The organism is Endozoicomonas sp. ALD040, from assembly GCF_049275945.1.
Lineage (GTDB): Bacteria > Pseudomonadota > Gammaproteobacteria > Pseudomonadales > Endozoicomonadaceae > Endozoicomonas_A.
In genome coordinates this window covers 2,571,652-2,591,100 of the sequence record NZ_CP184829.1, presented here as the reverse complement: position 1 = coordinate 2,591,100, position 19,449 = coordinate 2,571,652, and the positions used below count along the sequence as shown (strand labels likewise).

The window sequence follows — 19,449 nt, the reverse complement described above, 5'->3', positions numbered from 1 at the left end:
AACCTACTGGCCTGAATCCATCAGAGGAAGTTGACTGTTATGGTATTGCCACTGTTGTCATGGTAAATGTGCTGACTGGCATCACTGGTATCACTGCTGGTCGAATCATTCACAGTAATACCATCACTGCTATCAACATCAATGGTCAGGCTGTTACTTCCGGAAAGTGCACCGACATCATCCATTGAGATAGTGATGGTATCGGCACTTCCTCCGTTGAAATCAATTTTTTCAAAATTATCGATAAGGCTGGTGTAATTACCCAGATCCCAACTGCCACCGTTATTAAGACTGAGCGTGTCGCTGTCAGCTCCACCATCTACCTGTGTGGCGCTGTTTTGCAGGGCTGCCAGATCAATATTGAGAGTGTCGTCACCAGCTCCGCCAATAAGCTGATCAGCAGCAAAGCCCGTTAGGGTGTCGTTACCCGCATTACCTTCCAGTACGTTAGCTATCGTGCTGGAGGCGGTGAGATTATCTCCACTGCTGGAGCCCAGCACCTTCTCGATACTGGTCAGGGTGTCGTTACTGCCGCCACCGTCGGTGGCCACGCCAGTGTCCAGGTTAACCGTGACGCCGCTGGATTCACTGCTGTAATCAACAGTATCCTCATCGTCCCCGCCGTTCAGTATGTCGGCCCCGGCACCACCCTCCAGAATATCGTTGCCGGAACCGGCAATGAGAGTATCGCTTCCGTTTCCACCCCGGAGTGTGTCATTACCGCTACCACTGTTCAGAATATTGTTGGCGCTGTCACCAATCAGGGTATCGTTGCCGTGGTCGGTAGTGACATTCTCAAAACCCTTGACCTTGTCATTACCGGTAGAGGCTCCGCCACCATAACTTTTGTTGACTGTGATGTAACCATCAGCATCTGCAGTGGCAGAGAGGTCGACAGTAATATCATCCGGTGTGTCACCAGGTCCGGTGACGTTACCCACCATATCCAGCGTATCGCCCGCCGCAGTATTAGCTCCGCCATCTAATTTATCGTTTCCGAAGCCACCGTGGATGATGTCATCGCCAGCGCCACCCGTAATGGTGTCATTGTCCTGATTACCGTTAATGTTGTCGTCGCCGTCTCCCCCGTTAATGGTGTCAGCACCCGCACCACCGAAAATAGTATCTCCTCCATCTCCCCCGTTGATGGTGTTGGCTGACGCATCACCATACAGTTGGTCGCCTAATGCATTGTCGGAGCCAGTAATGTTTTCGATATCTGTCAACGTATCGATGCCACCGCTACCATCTGTGGCATTCCCTCCTGTTAAATTAACAAAAACTGCTCCTGAATCCTGACTGTAATCAACAGTATCAATGTCATCACCGCCATCAAGCATATCAGCACCGGCACCACCGCGAAGCGTGTCATCACCGGCACCACCATCAAGGTCGTTGCTGGCAGTGTTACCGGTGAGCAAATCGTCCCCGCTACCGCCAATAATATTTTCGATCTCACGAAGGGTGTCCGTGCCCGCAGAAGTGGTGGCTGTACCGTCGTTGCCGGTTTCGGCCAGAGTGACAGTGACAGTGGCAGTGTACGCAGAGTAATCCACGGTGTCGGTATCTGCACCGCCATCCAGAATATCGTTGCCACCGCTACCATAGAATATATCGTTGCCACCCGCACCACTGAAACTATTGCTGTTGCTGTCACCGGTCATGGTATCGATAAAAGCAGTACCAACGACATTTTCCACATTACGGACAGTATCGGTATTACCACCCTTGGCTACTGAGCCATCAGATGCGCCAGCCAGAGTGACGGTCAGACCACTGCTGTTGGTACTGTAGTTGATAGTATCCGTGCCGCTGCCACCATCCAGAATGTCGGTACCATTACTTGAGTGGATCGTGTCGTTCTGATCACCGGCGTTAATGGTATTGTCCTCATCATCACCCGTTATGGTATCGGCGCCATCTGTGGCAATAATATTTTCGATGTTGCGGAGAGTGTCTGTATCAGTGCCATCATTGACGGTACCGTTAGCGCTGCCATTGAGCACAACCGTGATACCGGAATTAGCATGGCCACTGTAATCCGCAGTATCAGAACCTGTGCCACCATCGAGAGTGTCTGTCCCGGTGCCTGCTTCCAGAATATCGTCGCCAGCCATACCATTGAGGGTATTATTGCCACTGTCTCCGATCAGGGTATCGGCGTTACCGGAGCCAGTGGCATTTTCAATATTTTTGAGCGTGTCAGTATCACTACCATGAACAGAAGTGCCGTTGGCAGAACCGTTAAGAGTGATGGTTAAACCACTACCAGAGTTGTTGAAGTGGGATGTGTTGTAATCCACCGTGTCACTGTCGCCACCACCATCAAGAGTATCGTTACCATCACTGCCATAAATGGTGTCTGCGCCGGTACCCGCATTGATCGAATTGCTGACACTGCTGCCGGTCAGTGCGTCGTTTTGACTACTGCCAATAATATTTTCAATATTCTTCAGGGTATCGGTGCCCTGATCAACGCTACTGCCTGTCTCACTGGTCAGATTAGCGGTCACGCCGCTGGTAGCGCCACTGTAATCAACCGTATCACCCAGACTGCTGTGAGCTCCTCCCTCCAGCACATCATTACCGGCACCACCGATCAGTATGTCGTCTCCCGAGCTGCCATCGAGGGTATTATCGCCACTGTCACCTGTCAGCGTATCGTCGGAGAAACTGCCGGTAATATTTTCGATCTCGTAAAGGTTATCGGTGCCATTGCCGGTGGCTATGCCAGTGCTCAGATTGACATTAACCGCACCACCGTCAGCGTAGCTGACCGTATCATTACCGGTACCCCCATATATGTCATCGTCACCGGCGTTGCCTTGCAGCGTGTCTGCACCACTGTCACCATAGAGAGTATCGTTGCCAAAACCACCTTTCAGAAGATCAGCATCTCCCCCTCCACGCAGAATATTGGCCAAAGCATTGCCGGTAATATCATCGGCCTGACCACCTCCGGTAACGTCTTCAATCCCGGTGATACTGCTATCGGATGAGCCATAACCATCCTGAGTGGCGCTTCCATTACCTAGGTTAAGGCTAATGGTGTGGGTTGCCATGCTCAGGTCAAGCAGGTCATTATTACCACTGCCACCGTCAATAGTGTCATCGCCCAGACCACCATTGATGGTGTCATTATCAGCACCACCTTGCAGCGTATCATCACCGGCACCACCCTCAATCGTGTCCTGACCCGCATTGCCTTGCAATACATTGGTGTCGCCGTTACCGGTGAGAATGTCGTCACTACTGCCTCCGACCACACTTTCAATACCGGACAGGGTGTCTGTCACCGCGCTGACGGTTGCCGTCTGTAAAACACTGGACAGATCTACGGTGACTGCCGAGCTTTCACTGGCATAGTCAACGGTATCATTGTCTCCGACCTCTTCACCGCCATCCAGCGTATCGGCACCGGCACCGCCCGTCAGATAATCATTGCCGTCACCGCCTTGCAGATGATCCGCACCATCACCACCGGACAAGGTATCATTATCGCCATTACCCACCAGGTGATTGGCGTTGGCATCCCCTGTCAGGTCGTCAGAATGCGCACCACCTCGGATATTTTCAATATTTACGAGAGTATCGCTGAAACCCTGGCCATCTTCGGCATTGGTGCCAACCAGGTCGCTGAGATCAGCGGTAACATCACCGATAGCGTCGCTGTAATCGGCCCAGTCCGCTGTGCCGACACCACCGTCCAGACTGTCATTACCGGCTCCGCCAACCAGGGTGTCATCACCGGAACCCCCGTTCAGCGTGTCGCCTCCCGCTCCTCCTCGCAGGGTATCATCATTATCGCCGCCGTTAAGGGTATCAATGCCATCCCCTCCTTCAAGCACATCATCACCAGCGTCACCGTTGAGCTGATCGGCACCGGCCTCTCCACGCAGCGTGTCATTGTTGTCACCACCGTGGAGGGTATCGTCATCGGCGCCACCTTCGAGGGTATCGTCGTCATTCCCCCCCTCCAGGGTATCATTGCCGACACCGCCAAAGAGCTGATCCTGACCGGCATCGCCACGCAACGTATCATTGTCTGCCTCGCCATAGAGGGTGTCATTTTCCGTACCCCCTTCAAGGGTGTCTGCTCCGGCACCACCATACAGCGTGTCCTGACCGGCATCTCCGTAGAGCAGGTCATCGTTGTCATGGCCCTCCAGCCTGTCATTGCCGCTACCGCCGTGGAACTGATCGACTCCAGTGCTTCCGGTCAGCACATTATCATCGGCACTACCCGTGACGACGCCACCGTTAGCGCCAAGCGTAACATTCTCAATATTGGTAATACTGGAGTCGCTGGTACCATAGCCATCGTTGGTTGCCGTACCGGCCTGAAGATCAATATTGACCGCTTGTGTTGCCCCGGTTAATAACAGGGTATCGGTTCCTGCTCCACCGTTGATGGAGTCATCACCGCCGCCCCCATCAAGAGTGTCATCACCGTCTTCACCCCAGAGCGTGTCATTCTCGGTTCCACCTGAAAGAGTATCCTGACCTGTGCCACCTTTGAGGAAATCTTCACCCTGACCCCCTGTCAGGATGTCGTTATCGGCATTACCCTCGATATCATCGTTATCCGCATCACCGTCAATGGTATCGTTGCCATCACCGCCAACCAGCTCATCATCGCCACCGCCACCTGAGAGGCTGTCATCGCCGCCGCCCCCTTCAAACCGGTGGCTGTCAGCATTGCCGATCATGCTGTCGTTGTTGGAAGTACCGATAATAGTTTCAATATTAAGCAGCGTGTCCTGACCACCTTCACCGTCATTACTGACCTGGTTACTGCCCAGGTTCATATCAACAGTGATTGCCGACTTGCCGCTGTAATCGGCGGTATCACCATTGCTGGAATGACTGCCTCCATCCAGGGTATCGTCACCGGTTCCACCATAAAGAGTGTCATCCCCGGCATCGCCATTCAGAGTGTCATTGCCAGCATCGCCGAAGAGGGTATCGTTGTCATCGCCACCACTGACAGTGTCACCATCAGCGTCCCCATGAAGTGTGTCCGCACCGGCACCACCATCAATTATGTCCGCACCATCACCACCATTGACTGTATCTGCTGCACCACCGGCATTAATGGTATCAATACCAGCATTACCATTGAGGGTATTGGCATTGTTATCACCGGTCAGGGTATCGCCATAAGCACTGCCGCTGATGTTCTCTATACCTTCCAGATTGTCGGTATCGGTACCATCGTTAGCTGTTCCGTTACCGTTGGCAGTCAGCGTAGCCGTGACTGCGCTGCCATGGGTACTGTAATCAGCGGTATCACCGTTACTGCTGTGGTTTCCGCCCCTCAGGGTATCGGCACCGGCCTTGCCATAAAGAATGTCATCACCGTCCTGACCATCCAGAATATTGACTTCTGCGGTACCTGTCAGGATGTCATCACCGGAACCACCCAGCACAGATTCAAAATTGGCAATGGTGTCAGTATCGGCCCCGTCCACCACCGAAGACGAACCCAGGTCAACCGTCAGGCCTGTGGTATTGTCAGAATAATCCAGGGTATCGTTATCGCTGGCGCTTTCACCGCCATCGAGAGTGTCACTGCCACTGCCTCCGCTGATGGTGTCATCGCCTTCATCGCCGTTGAGGGTATCGTTTCCACCCCTGCCTTCCAGTTTGTCATTACCTATTCCACCGTCATAACGGTTGTCTCCACTATCACCGATGATATGGTCATCACCCGCACCCAGCACCAGGTCTTCAATGCTGGTCAGGGTATCAACATTGCCACCACCGAGATCGACCTGAAAACTATTTCCGCCTCCTGAGCGGTCAATAGTCAGTGCTCCGGCGAAGGCGCTGTAATCCACCCGGTCATTACCCAGCCCACCATCAAGTGTGTCAGCACCAAGGCCCCCTTCAAGAATGTCGTCACCGTCCTGACCCAGCAACACGTCATCGCCATCACCACCGGTCAGAGTATCGGCGCCATCGCCACCTTCCAGTTGGTTCGCCTGAGTATCACCCTCTATGGTGTCAGCGTTGGCAGAGCCAATAACATTCTCGATGCCTGTGAGTACGTCATTGGCACCATCGCCATCGTCAGTAGCTACTCCATTAAGCAGGTTCACATTGATAGTACTACCGGCATCGCTGTAATCGGCAGTATCAGTGCCAGCGTCGCCGATAAACGTATCAACCCCTCCAGCACCATAAAACGTATCGTTGCCGTTACCGCCGGTGAGTTGGTTACTTTCAGCATCCCCCCGAATCGAATCATCATAAGCAGTGCCAACTACTCTTTCGATATCGATCACTGCATCACGGTTGCCGTAGCCATCATCGGTGGCTTCTTCATTGGCCAGGTCAATGGTCAGGGCTCCGGAGGCGCCGCTGTAATCGGCAGTATCATTCAGGCTGTTATCGGTTGTCTCATCGCCGCCACGCAGGGTATCTGCGCCGTCTCCACCGATCAAGGTATCCGCACCGTCACCGCCATGAAGAGTGTTGGCAAGGTCATTACCGGTTAATGTGTCATCATTACTGCTGCCGGTGAGGTTTTCGATACCCGCCAGAGTATCGATGTCACTGGTGGCGGCATCAGTGGCTGTACCGCTGCCGGCACCGCCACTGGTCAGTGTTACCGTGACAGCACTGCCATGCCCTGTGTAATCTGCCGTATCTCCGGCACCCTGACCACCATCAAGGGTGTCGTTGCCAGCACCGCCTCGCAGGGTATCATCACCCGCATCACCTATGAGCTGATCAGCACCGCCACTGCCACTGAGGGTATCGTTACCGGCATTGCCACGAATCGTATTGTCGGCATTATCACCGGTCAGCGTGTCGTCGTTACTGCCGCCAGAAAGGTTTTCAATATTAGAGAGGGTGTCCTGGCCACTTTGGCCATCGTTGTTTTGTGACTGATCAAGAAGGTTGATGGTGACAGACTGAGTCTGAGCACTGTAATCTGCGGTATCAGTCCCGGCATCACCCTGCAGATTGTCATTACCTGAACCACCGATCAGCGTATCATCGCCATTACCGCCTCTGAGGGTGTCGTCAAGATCTCCCCCATCGAGGGTATCATTACCCTCCTGCCCTTCCAGAGTATCGGCGCCTCCCAGTCCATTCAGGGTGTCGTTATCATCTCCCCCCCAGAGAACATTACTGATGCTGTCGCCGGTCAGCGAATCGGCATGGTCACCGCCCATCAGGTTTTCAATGGACTGGAGAGTATCCTGACCGCCCAGAGTATCATTGATCGGAGCGCCAGCAGAAAGATCAATCGTCAGGCTGGATACAGCGTCCCGATAATCCGCCGTGTCACTGCCAAGATTACCGGTAAGGGTGTCGTTGCCAGAGCCGCCAGACAGAGTATCATCGCCTGCCCCGCCATCAAGCGTATTGTTGGCAGAATCACCGGTCAGAGTGTCGTTACCGGAGCCACTGACGATATTCTCAACATCAACAAGACTGTCCCGATCACCATGACCATCATTATTATTGGTATCGTCTGCCAGATTAATCAGGACGTTATTGGTCTGGTAGCTGTAGTCGGCGGTATCCGTGCCACCACCGCCTCTGAGGGTATCATTGCCAGCTTCACCCACCAGCCAGTCATCACCATCGCCACCATCCAGTTCATTAACTTCGCTGCTTCCGGTAATGGTATCGTTATTGTCAGTTCCGACGATATTTTCAATATCAACCAGGGTATCAACATCTGAATTGCCGCCACTGAATACGGCAGACCCCGAACCTGAGCCACCATCAAGATCAACCGTCAGCTCAACACCTGATACCGAGCTGTAATCCACCGTATCAATACCCAAGCCACCATCGATGGTATCGCTGCCTGCACCTTCGTAGAAGGTATCTGCGCCGTCATCACCAAACAGCTGGTCATTACCGGCATTGCCAGTAATACTGTCATCACCCGCTCCACCTTCTATGCGGTTGACGTCGCCATCGCCGATAAGAGTGTCATTGTGATCACCGGACAAGATATTTTCGATATCATTAAACGTGTCTGTGAGGATACCCTGCTCTTTGGCTCGGTTTGCGGAGAGGTCCACTTCAACGGCTGCGGTGGCATCAGTGTAATCCACTGTGTCAGTACCCAAACCGCCATCCAGTAAGTCGGTTCCTGCACCACCCCGCAAGATGTCATCCTTATTACCACCGTAGAGCTGGTCATCACCATCGGCCCCACTGAGGGTATCGGTGCCGTCGTTGCCGTAAAATTCATTGTTATGACTATCGCCTGTGGCGACATCATTTCCTGCACCAAGCTGGATAATCTCGATATTGCTCAGGGTATCACTGCCTCCCAGACCATCATCGTTAATAGCCTGGTTGGCCAGATCAATAACAACGGCCTGGGCATTGGTATTTGCGGAATAATCAACGGTGTCGGTATCATCACCGCCATCAAGTGTGTCATCGCCCGCAGCACCGGTCAGCGTATCGTTCCCCGAACCACCGGATAGCTGGTTATCTGCGCTACTCCCTGTAAGGGTATCCGCCGCATCAGAACCAATGATGTTCTCAATATTACGAAGCGTATCGGTGTCAGATCCCGACACAGCCGAGCCGTCCCCTCCCAGAACCAGTGTTGCCTGAACTGAATGACCTGAACCCAGCAAGCTGTAATCCACAGTATCAATATCATCGCCGCCATCGATAATGTCGCTGCCACCCCCCTCAATAAACACGTCATTGCCGGTTCCGCCTTCGAGAGAATCGGCACCATCGCCACCGGTCAAAGTATCATTGCCGACATTCCCCCTGAGGGTATTGGCATCCGCTGTCCCGGTCAGTGTATCGTCACCGCTGCCAGTAATGACCGCTTCAAAATTGCTGATGGTATCGGTATTGTTGGAGCCGGCGTTAACCGTGGAGTTGTTCAGGTCTACGGTCAGGTTATTGGTGTGGTCAGTGTAATCCAGAGTGTCAAAATCAGCGCCACCATCCAGATCATCGTTTCCGGCACCTCCGCTGATCGTGTCATTGTCATCCTCGCCACGAATGGTGTCGCTACCGTCACCGCCGAAAATAGTGTCGTTCTGGTTACCACCATAGAGCGTATCGTCTGCACCTTCACCATAGAGGATGTCGATGCCGTCCAGCCCCTCCAGAACATTAGCTGCACTGTCTCCGGTCAGTGTGTCATCGTGGTTGCTGCCCTTGATATCCTCAATGCCATTCAGAGTGTCATTACCATTGGCGCCCGATGCATTGCCTGTGGTCAGGTTAACGGTGACACCAGCCGAGGCATCATCATAATCTGCCCGGTCAGTCGTACCAGCATCATCGCCACCAATCAATACATCATCACCCAGACCGCCCCTGAGAACATCGCTTCCTTCACGACCTTCCAGCCGATTATTCTGGTTATCACCCGCCAGGTTATCGCCGAGCGTACCACCAATAAGGTTCTCAATACTGTCCAGAGTATCCTGACCACCATCACCATCGTCGGAGACCTGCTTATTTAACAGACTGGCAGTGACGCTGCCGGTGACTCCGCTGTAATCAGCGGTATCGCTCCCGTTGCCCCCTTTCAGCGCGTCGTTACCGCTATCACCACGCAGGGTATCGTCGTTATTGCCGCCTTCGAGAGTATCCGCCCCGCCTCCGCCAGACAGGATGTCGCTGCCATCCAGCCCGCTCAGAGTATTATTCTGGTTATCTCCCGTCAGTGTGTCGTTATTCAGGCTGCCTGTAACATTCTCAATGCTGTCCAGGGTATCGCTGGAAGAATCACCGTCGTCAGAAGTCTGGTTCGAGGCTGCGGAAAGATCAACCGTCACTCCGGACTGGGCATCGCTGTAATCTGCCGTATCGGTACCTGTACCACCTATGAGATTGTCAGTGCCAGCCCCACCACTGAGGGTGTCGTTATCCGCCCCCCCTTCCAGAACATCGTTGCCACCCATACCCTTCAGCGTGTCGTCACCGGCACCCCCTTCAAGCTTGTTGGCCTCAGCGTCACCGGTCAGGGAGTCTCCGTTGTTACTACCGATCAGGTTCTCAATATCAATCAAATCATCAGAACTGCCATCACCATCATCACTAGCTTGCGAGTTGGACAGGTCAGCTACCACGGCACCGGCAGCACCAATGTAATCCACCGTATCCACATCAGAACCGCCGCTGCCTACCAGCCGATCCTGACCGCCACCGCCTACCAGAATGTCATCGCCGCCGCCCCCGGTCAGCACATTGTCTGCGGCATCCCCCGTGAGCGTATCGTCGGCACTGCCACCGGTGACGTTCTCTATATCCACCAGAGTGTCCTGAGCACCACTACCGTCATCGTTCAGGGACTGGTTCTGAAGATTGATGGTCACCGCCGTATTTCGGGCGCTGTAATCTGCCGTATCCCCTGCCGCTTCACCACCACTACCACCATCGAGAGTATCCGCACCATCGCCACCGACCAAGGTGTCATCACCACTTTCACCATAGAGCCGATCAACGCCACCGTTGCCAGTCAGGGTATCGTTGTCCTGACCGCCATGAAGATCATTGGCGTTGTTATCGCCGGTTAAGGTATCGGCCTGATTACTGCCACGCAGATTTTCAATGCTAATCAGTGTGTCCGTGGCGTCGCCACTCACTGACGCCTGAGGAGTGCCGGAAGACAGGTTGGCATTGACCGAACCAATAGCCGCGCTGTAGTCCGCCGTGTCCGTTTCGGTGCCACCATCAAGGGTATCGCTGCCGAGGCCACCAATGAGAACGTCATTGCCACTGCCCCCCTGAAGGTGGTCATCACCGCTATTGCCGTCGATGGTATCGCTACCACCGCTGCCTGCTATGAGGTTGTCGTGAATATCGCCGGTCAGGGTATCACCCAGCCCGCTGCCTGTGATGTTTTCAATATCGACAAGGGTGTCAGTATCGGCAGTTCCATCGGTGGCAGTACCGCTGTCAAGATCAACCGTTACTGCACGACTATGACTGCTGTAGTCAACCGTATCACCGTTGGTTTCCCCGTTAGCACCGCCATTGAGAGTATCACTGCCACTGCCGCCTTGCAGGGTGTCATCACCCTCGTTACCGAATAGCTGGTCGGCACCGTCATTGCCGCTCAGGGTATCGTTACCATCATTGCCCTGCAGGATATTGACACCGCCGTCACCCGTCAGCGTATCGTAGTGATCACTGCCGTTAATATTCTCAATACTGGTCAGGGTATCGGTGTCGCTGCCAATGGTGACCGTATCGACACTACCGGAAATATCCGCCACCACACTGGCGGACATCAGACTGTAATCAACAGTGTCATTACCGCTACCGCCGTCGAGGCTGTCACTGCCGAGGCCGCCATCAAGGGTATCGTCGCCACCACCGCCTTCCAGAGTGTCATCGCCCGCATCACCAAAGAGCGTGTCGGCATCATTTTCCCCCTGAAGGGTATCGTCGCCATCGCCACCACGCAGCGTATCGTCACCACTGCCCCCCTGAAGCAGGTTGACCTGGCTGTCACCGGTAATACTGTCAGCACTGGCACTGCCGACAATATTCTCGATGCTGTCCAGGGTATCCGTAGCTCCTGAACCGTCGGTGGCATTGGGCGCGGCATCAGCAAGGTTCACAGTAATACCGCTGGCATCATTGCTGTATACGGCGGTATCAATGCCAGCGCCGCCTCGCAACTGGTCGGCACCTGTGCCGCCTTCAAGGCGGTCTGCATCGTCACCGCCTTCCAGGATATCGTCACCCTCATTACCGACCAGGGTATCCTCGCCCGCTTCTCCCCTGAGGGTGTCAGCATCCAATCCCCCGTCCAGTGTGTCGTTGTCGGCACCACCGGCCAGTATGTCCTCTCCCTGCCCCCCCATCAGGGTGTCATCACCACCATTGCCCAGCAGAGTATTGGCATTGTTATCACCGGTCAGCGTGTCGGCAAACTGGCTGCCGGTGATATTTTCAATACTGATCAGGGTATCAGTGGCATCGCCATCAACAATGGCCGTATCGTTTGCGCCTGACAGGTCTGCTGTAACAACCCCCAATGCATCGGTGTAATCCGCTGTATCGCCGTCGCTACCCTCAGTTCCGCCATCCAGTGTATCTGCTCCGGCACCACCGGCCAGAGTATCATCGCCAAGGCCGCCAGCCAGGGTATTAGCATTGGCATCACCGGTCAGGGTGTCCTTAAAGTCACTGCCGGTGACATTTTCAATATTAGTGACGCTATCAGTAGCACCACTGCCATCGGTGGCTTGGTCAGCAGAGAGATCGACTACCACACCCATACCGTCGCTGTTGGTGTCCTGATCAGAAGCGTAACTGAGCGTGTCCACACCCGTGCCACCGTCGATGGTGTCAACTCCCTCTCCTCCTACCAGCGTATCGGAGCCGTCACCGCCCTCAAGGGAATCATCACCCTGTCCGCCTTTCAGACTGTCGTCACCGTCGCCACCCTGCAGCCTGTTGGCAGCCGTGTCACCTGTCAGCACATCATTACCGTCGCTGCCGGTAACATTCTCTATCCCGATCAGGTCATCCTGACCACCACCATCACCGTCATCCGTCGCCTTGCCGATAGACAAATCGACAGTGACTGCACTGGCCGCCAGAGAGTAGTCGGCGGTATCGCCCACCGCCGTGTTGCCCCCACCTTCCAGACGGTCATTGCCTGCCCGTCCTGTCAGGGTGTCATCCCCTGCTCCCCCATAAAGATCATTGACGTTAGCGTCGCCGATGATCACATCGTCGTGGCTGCTACCCCGAATATTATCGATATCGTGGAAGGTATCCTGGCCACCATCACCATCGTCTGTCGCTGTACCGTCCGTCAGGCTCGCGGTTACAGCGGCTGCCGCATCGGTATAATCAACAGTGTTCTCACTGGCACCGTCACTGCCGCCACGGAAGATATCATTGCCGCCCCCACCCACGAGGCTGTCACTGCCCAGACCACCAGACAGCTCATTATCATCGTTATTTCCGGTCAGGCTATCGTCATGGTCGCTGCCAATAACTTTTTCAATGCCACTCAATGTATCCGAGGAACCAAAGCCATCAGACGCAGTGCCAAGGTTCAGGTTCACGGTGACAGCCTGATGACTGGTACCGTAGTCCACCGTGTCAATACCATCACCGCCGACCAGCTCATCGTCATCACGGCCACCCACCAGCAGGTCGTCACCGTCCCCGCCGGTCAAGACATTGGCATCATCATCACCTCTCAGGGTGTCATTGTTGGAGCCGCCGGTAACATTTTCGATGTCGTTCAGGATATCGGTAATGAACCCGCCTTCAGTCACCTTGTTACTCGCCTGTGACAGGTCAACCGTAACAATGCTGGTGTTGTCACTGTAATCCGCCGTGTCACTGCCCGCTCCGCCATTGAGGGTATCTGCACCGGCCCCACCCACCAGGATATCGTTGTCATTACCACCATTGAGGGTGTCATCACCGCCATTACCGAGCAATGTATCTGTACCGGCATTACCACTAAGCACGTTGTCTAATGCGTCACCGGTCAGACTGTCATCGCTGCTGGTACCGGTTAAATTTTCAATGTTCTGCAGAACGTCCTGGCCGCCCTCGCTATCAGTGGCCTGGCCATCAACCAGACTGGCCGTGACACCACTACTGCCATCACTGAAGACAACCGTGTCGCCGGCTACACCATGACTGCCACCATCCAGAATGTCGTTACCCGCACCGCCAGTCAGAGCGTCGTCACCGGCTCCGCCAGAGAGTTCGTTGCCCTGGGAGGAGCTGTCAGTTCCGGTCAGGGTATCGTCACTGCTGCCCCCGATCAGGTTCTCGATATTGCTGTAGGTTTCACTACTACCGCTACCGTCGTTACCGAGGCCAGTCCGAAGGTTAGCAGTGACGCCAACGGAGACTCCGGCATAAGTGACCGTATCCACGTCCGCACCACCATCGAAATTATCCGCCCCGATACCACCAGAAAGCGTGTCATTGCCGTCATCGCCCTTTAGCGTGTCGGCACCTGCACCGCCACTGAGAATGTCATCGCCACCATTGCCGGACAGAACATTGTCACTGCTGTTACCGGTCAGCGTATCGCCATAACTGCTGCTACCTGTTATGTTTTCGATGTTGCGGAGGGTATCGGTTTCCGTTCCACCGGCATCCGTTGCCTGGCCATCACCAGCATCTGCAAGCGTTGCGATAACCGAACGACCGTAGTCGTCATAGGTCACGGTATCAGCGCCGCTTTCTCCATCAAGAACGTCATTACCGGCACCACCGAAGAGCAGGTCGTCACCATCCCCCCCGCTCAGGGTATTGGCATCTGAAGAGCCCCGGATATCGTCATTGTGATCACTGCCAGTGACATTTTCGATGGCGATCAGGGTATCGGTACCGCTATCCCCATCATCCAGAGCCTGGCCAGCAGCCAGATCTACACTGATGCTATTGGCTGCATTGCTGTAATTCGCTTGGTCAGCCGTTCCACTGCCGCCATCAAGAACGTCATCACCGCCACCACCGGCAAGGATATCATCGCCTCCTTCACCTTTAAGCTCATTGTCCCCGGCATCACCACTGATATTATCCTGAGCATTACTGCCCGTTATATTCTCAATGCCATACAACTGATCGCTGCCACCGTCGCCATCATCGCTGGCTGAATTGGCAGCGAGATCAACACTGACCCCTGCCGCTGCCAGTGAATAGCTGACGGTATCCGTGTCCTGACTGCCAGGATTAACTCCCGCAGCTTCTGTCTCTCCATAGAAAGTGTCATTACCGGCACCACCACGGAGCAGGTCGTCACCGGCATTGCCGCTAAGCAGGTTGTTATCGCTATTGCCCACCAGCCTGTCGTTGTTGCTGCCGCCAGTAACATTCTCAATATCAATCAGGGTATCCGTGCTAGCATCAATGCCGTTGGTATTGGTTAATGAGCCATCCAGAGCAACAGTAACAATGCCGGTGCTTGCAGAATAGTCAGCGGTATCACTCCCGGTGCCACCATCCAGTGTGTCGCTGCCTCCCCTGCCAGTGAGCACATCGTCCCCGGCACCGCCGGACAGCTGGTTATCGGAACTGTCCCCCAGCAGGCGGTCATCACTGCTGCCGCCAGTGATATTTTCAATACCTACCAATGTGTCACTGCCACTGAGCGTGCTGCTGGCAATACCGGTATCCAGATCCGCATTCAGATCGGTTGAGTCAGCACTGTAATCGGCTGTATCACCATTGGCTGTCTGGATGCCACCATTGAGAGTGTCATTGCCACTGCCGCCGGTCAGCCGGTCGTCACCATCCCCTCCCAGCAGGGTGTCTTCGCCCCCGCCGCCATTGAGGACATCATCACCGGCATTGCCAGTCAGCGTATTAGCATCACTGTTGCCGGTTAGCTGGTCATCACCGGAACCGCCTATGACATTTTCTATGCCTGAAATAGTGTCCTGGCTGCCAGTACCATCATCAGCCACCACCCCGCTGGCCAGATCAACCTGAAGGCCAATGGCAGCGGCACTGTAATCAACTGTATCGCCATGGGTTTCATTGTCATCCCCACCGATCAGCTGATCTGCTCCGGAGCCACCAATCAGTCTGTCATCACCATCACCGCCGTCGAGTATATCTGTGCCTGCTCCACCAGACAGTTGATCCTCGCCAGCATTGCCCCGGAGCACATTACTTTCATTACTCGTACCGGCGCTAATAACATCATCACCAGAGCCTCCCAGCACATTCTCAATACTGGTCAGGGTATCAGTGTTATTGAAACCATCATTGCTGGCCGTATCATTTTCCAGGTCAACAACAATATTTCCGGTGACTGTCGTATAGTCAGCCGTATCGCTCTCCGAAGCACTGCCACCATCGAAGATATCGCTACCATTTCCGCCCACGAAGGTATCGTTACCGTCGCCACCCTGCAGGTGGTTATTCAGCTCATCGCCGATCAGAACATCATTTCCTGCAGAGCCTGTGACATTTTCAATGTTTTTCAGGGCATCGGTTCCGCCGTCACCGTCGATAGCAGCATTGGCACCAATGCCGTATGAAGCCGTGTGATCTGTGCCGGAAAGGTTCACTATCACCGCTGACGAAGCTTCACTGTAATCGACCCAGTCACCCGTCTGGCCATTAATACCACCATCCAGCGTATCATTACCCCCCCGGCCCATCAGCGTGTCGTCACCACTGCCGCCACTGAGGGTATTTTCAGTTGAAGTTCCTTTCAAAAAATCGTTTCCGGAACCACCGGAAAGGTTCTCAATGGAAATCAACGTGTCCTGTCCCGACGCTGTTACAACGGGGTTCAGGGTGTCATCCAGGTCTACGGTAACGCCGCTGGTCTCGTTGCCATAACTGACGGTATCACTCCCGGCACCACCATCCAGCCTGTTGGTACCCCCACCACCTCCCAGAGTATCATCCCCGTCCAGACCGAATATTTCATTATCCCCGGTATCACCGAGCAGTGTGTCGCCCTGCCCCGTCAGATTGGTACCTTCAATATTTTCAATAGATTGAATAGTATCTGTGCCACCTAGGCCATCATCGGAAATTCGGCCATCGCCGAGGTCAACACTGACGGCACTGGAAAGAGCAGCAAAACTGACCGTATCAACGCCATCACCTCCTCGAAGATCATCGTTTCCGGAACCACCATCCAGGACATCGTTCCCGTCACCGCCTTCAAGAATGTCATTACCGGCGCCCCCGATTAGCGTGTCATCATCAGCACCGCCCTGAAGGGTATCCCGACCATTCCCTCCATCAAGCCTGTCAATGCCGCGACCACTGCTCAGCACATTATCGAGATCATTCCCCGTGAGAGTGTCATTACCATGGTCCGTGGTGATGTTCTCAAACCCAGTGATGGTATCAACACCAGTGAACAGGCCACTCCCATAACTCTTGTTGACCGTAACGGAACCGGTTCCATCCGGTGAGGTACTCAGGTCAATCGTGATATCATCCGGTGTATCGAAAAGGCTGGTTACCGTCCCCACCATATCCAGCGTATCAATGCCTTCACCACCATTGAGGGTATCGTTACCAAAACCACCATGGATGATGTCATCATTGGCACCGCCATCAATAAGGTCGTCACCCTGATTACCGTTTATGTAGTCGTTACCGCTACCGCCATTTATGGTGTCCGTTCCGTCACCACCAGAGACAGTGTCGTTGCCATCCATTCCGTTGAGAACGTTTGCCCCAAAATCACCAAAAATCTGGTCATCCCCGGAACTACCGGTAATGTTCTCAATATTGGTCAGGGTGTCTGTATCACCATTGCCGTCGGTGGCGGTCGACCCTGCCAGATCAACCGTGACAGAACCGGTTTCATCACTGTAATCCACCGTATCCGAACCTGCGCCACCGTCCAGGCTGTCTGCGCCGGCGCCACCTTTCAGGATATCGGTACCCGCACCGCCCGATAGATTGTCATCATCAGCCCCACCGTCCAGTACGTCACTTCCGGCACCGCCGAAGAGAGTATCTGTGCCGACACCACCTACCAGAAAGTCATCGCCACTCAAACCGCTAATAACATCATCGCCGGCAAGGCCGCCAAGCGTATTATCACCACTGTTGTCGGCGTCAATGTATTCGCTACCGGTGATGGTATCGTCATGGATTGTGCCGATGACATTCTCAAAATTACTAATGGCATCAGAAGTGCCATAGCCGTCATCAGTCACCGACCCGGAGCCCAGATCTATTTTGACACCGCTTTCAGGCCCTATCGTATTGGCACCATATTCATAGCTGAACTGAATAGTGTCAGAACCCGCCCCGCCATCGAGCTGATCATCACCCATACCGCCGGAAACAAAATCATCACCACCTGCCGCATCAACAATGTCATCACCAACGCCTGCGTGAATGATGTCATCATTGTCGCCTGTTGTTATATTGTCGCTGGTTGGGCTGGTATCCAGTACCAGGGGGGAAAGTTCCGATGAGGAAAGAGTGAGTTCACCCGGATCGGAGGCATCTCGGCGGATAACAGGGATGACGTATTCATTTTCTGAACCGTCTTTGAGAACCAGTTTAAAGGAAAGATCCACCACCTGACTGTCAGTTTCAGTAGGGTAGGTCAGAATAAAATTGGTCAGACTCGGCAGCAGCCAGCTTCCGTCACCCTCAGTCGCGCCACCGGCAACTCCCCAGCCATCGGGCATATTTTCAACATAAATAGCTGCAATATCATTAATATTTGCATCATTCTGCAGAACCAGATTCTTACTGTTTAATGAGTCAGTAAAAAGTAAGGGATCTTCACCGTAAATTTCCAGGCCACTGTTGTAATTGAGCTGAACATCAGAGTCTCCGTCCAGGCTGCTACCAAAGCGCTCAATCTCAAGATGCTGCTCAGGATCGCTTTGGCTGGTCGAAGAGTTGTTGCCGCCACCACCAATAATGAGCTGACCTGCAGAACTTGAACCGACATTGGTCACCGAAACCGAGAATGTAAGATTACTGGTACCTTCCGTTGTTGAAGCAGCTTCTGTTGGAGTAACTTCTTCAACCGGAGGCGAAGAAGACGAGCTGGTGCTGGTTGCCTGCGCCGTGTCGGTAAAATCATCATCCCGGGGTTCTACCTCTTCTACAGGTTTTTTCTTAAACGCCTCATCATTCTTTTTTATTTCCTTGCTGGCTTTTGATTGAGTCTTTGAATCAGTCGTTTCACTGTATGATGTTTCTTCCGTTTCCTTGCCTGATGGCGTTTCTTCCTCTTCAGATTCACTCTCCTGTCCCTTCAGAGTAGAAACAGGTACATCTTCCGATTCAACAAAACTGGATTTGGAAATGAATTCATCACCATTGATAACTGAGCCATCGGCGAATTTAAATTGAAGTGTTTGCTCTGTTGCAGCCATCACCCCCGCAAGTAACAAGGTGATTTCAACACCATCTGGGAAGACAAGAACAAAGTCAGGCCCCCTGACTTCCAGTTTTACGTCGTCGGAATTAAAGTCTAAAAGATACTGGGTATCAGCTGACACTGATTTGACAACTGATTTTGATGGTTTATCAAATCGAACTTTTTCAAGATTTGTGTCGACGTCTGAATTTAATTCGGAATCACTAGAGGTCTGCGACTGCTGCTCACTACTGGCACTGCTATCATCAGCCATGATTACACCCTTGTGTAATGATGTTAAAAATTATAAATCTTGATAAATATTTATCGTCACAAACAAACAAGCGATCTATCTAAAATACAACCCCTATTAAGTAGGTATAGATAGCTAACTTTATTAATTCAAAAAATAAAAGACAGTCTATTTAACCAATACTTTGAACAGTTTTTTTGACGACTTAAGTACCTGGCCAGTTGGTTTCGCATATTCTGGCGAGTGGATTTTTTCATCCTTCAAGGCGCAACGACGGGCGCGTAGCCATAGCTACGCAACCAGAGTTGGAACGCAGAAGGATGGAAAAAGCCGCCGTCCAGAATATGCGAAACCAACTGGTTAGGTACTTAACATTGATGTGCCGATGCTTGTG

General features: G+C 53.4%; 1 protein-coding gene. It reads right to left on the bottom strand.

What is annotated here, in order from left to right:
• Positions 1–20 precede the first annotated feature (20 nt).
• Positions 21–19,076, bottom strand: coding sequence for a hypothetical protein (locus ACOJUN_RS09030; protein WP_422136307.1), 19,056 nt, complete (start codon positions 19,074–19,076; stop codon positions 21–23).
• Positions 19,077–19,449 lie beyond the last annotated feature (373 nt).

What these genes read in the sequence shown, in the direction of transcription:
- ACOJUN_RS09030 (WP_422136307.1), bottom strand. Translation starts at nt 19,076, where the DNA reads ATGGCTGATGATAGCAGTGCCAGTAGTGAGCAGCAGTCGCAGACCTCT.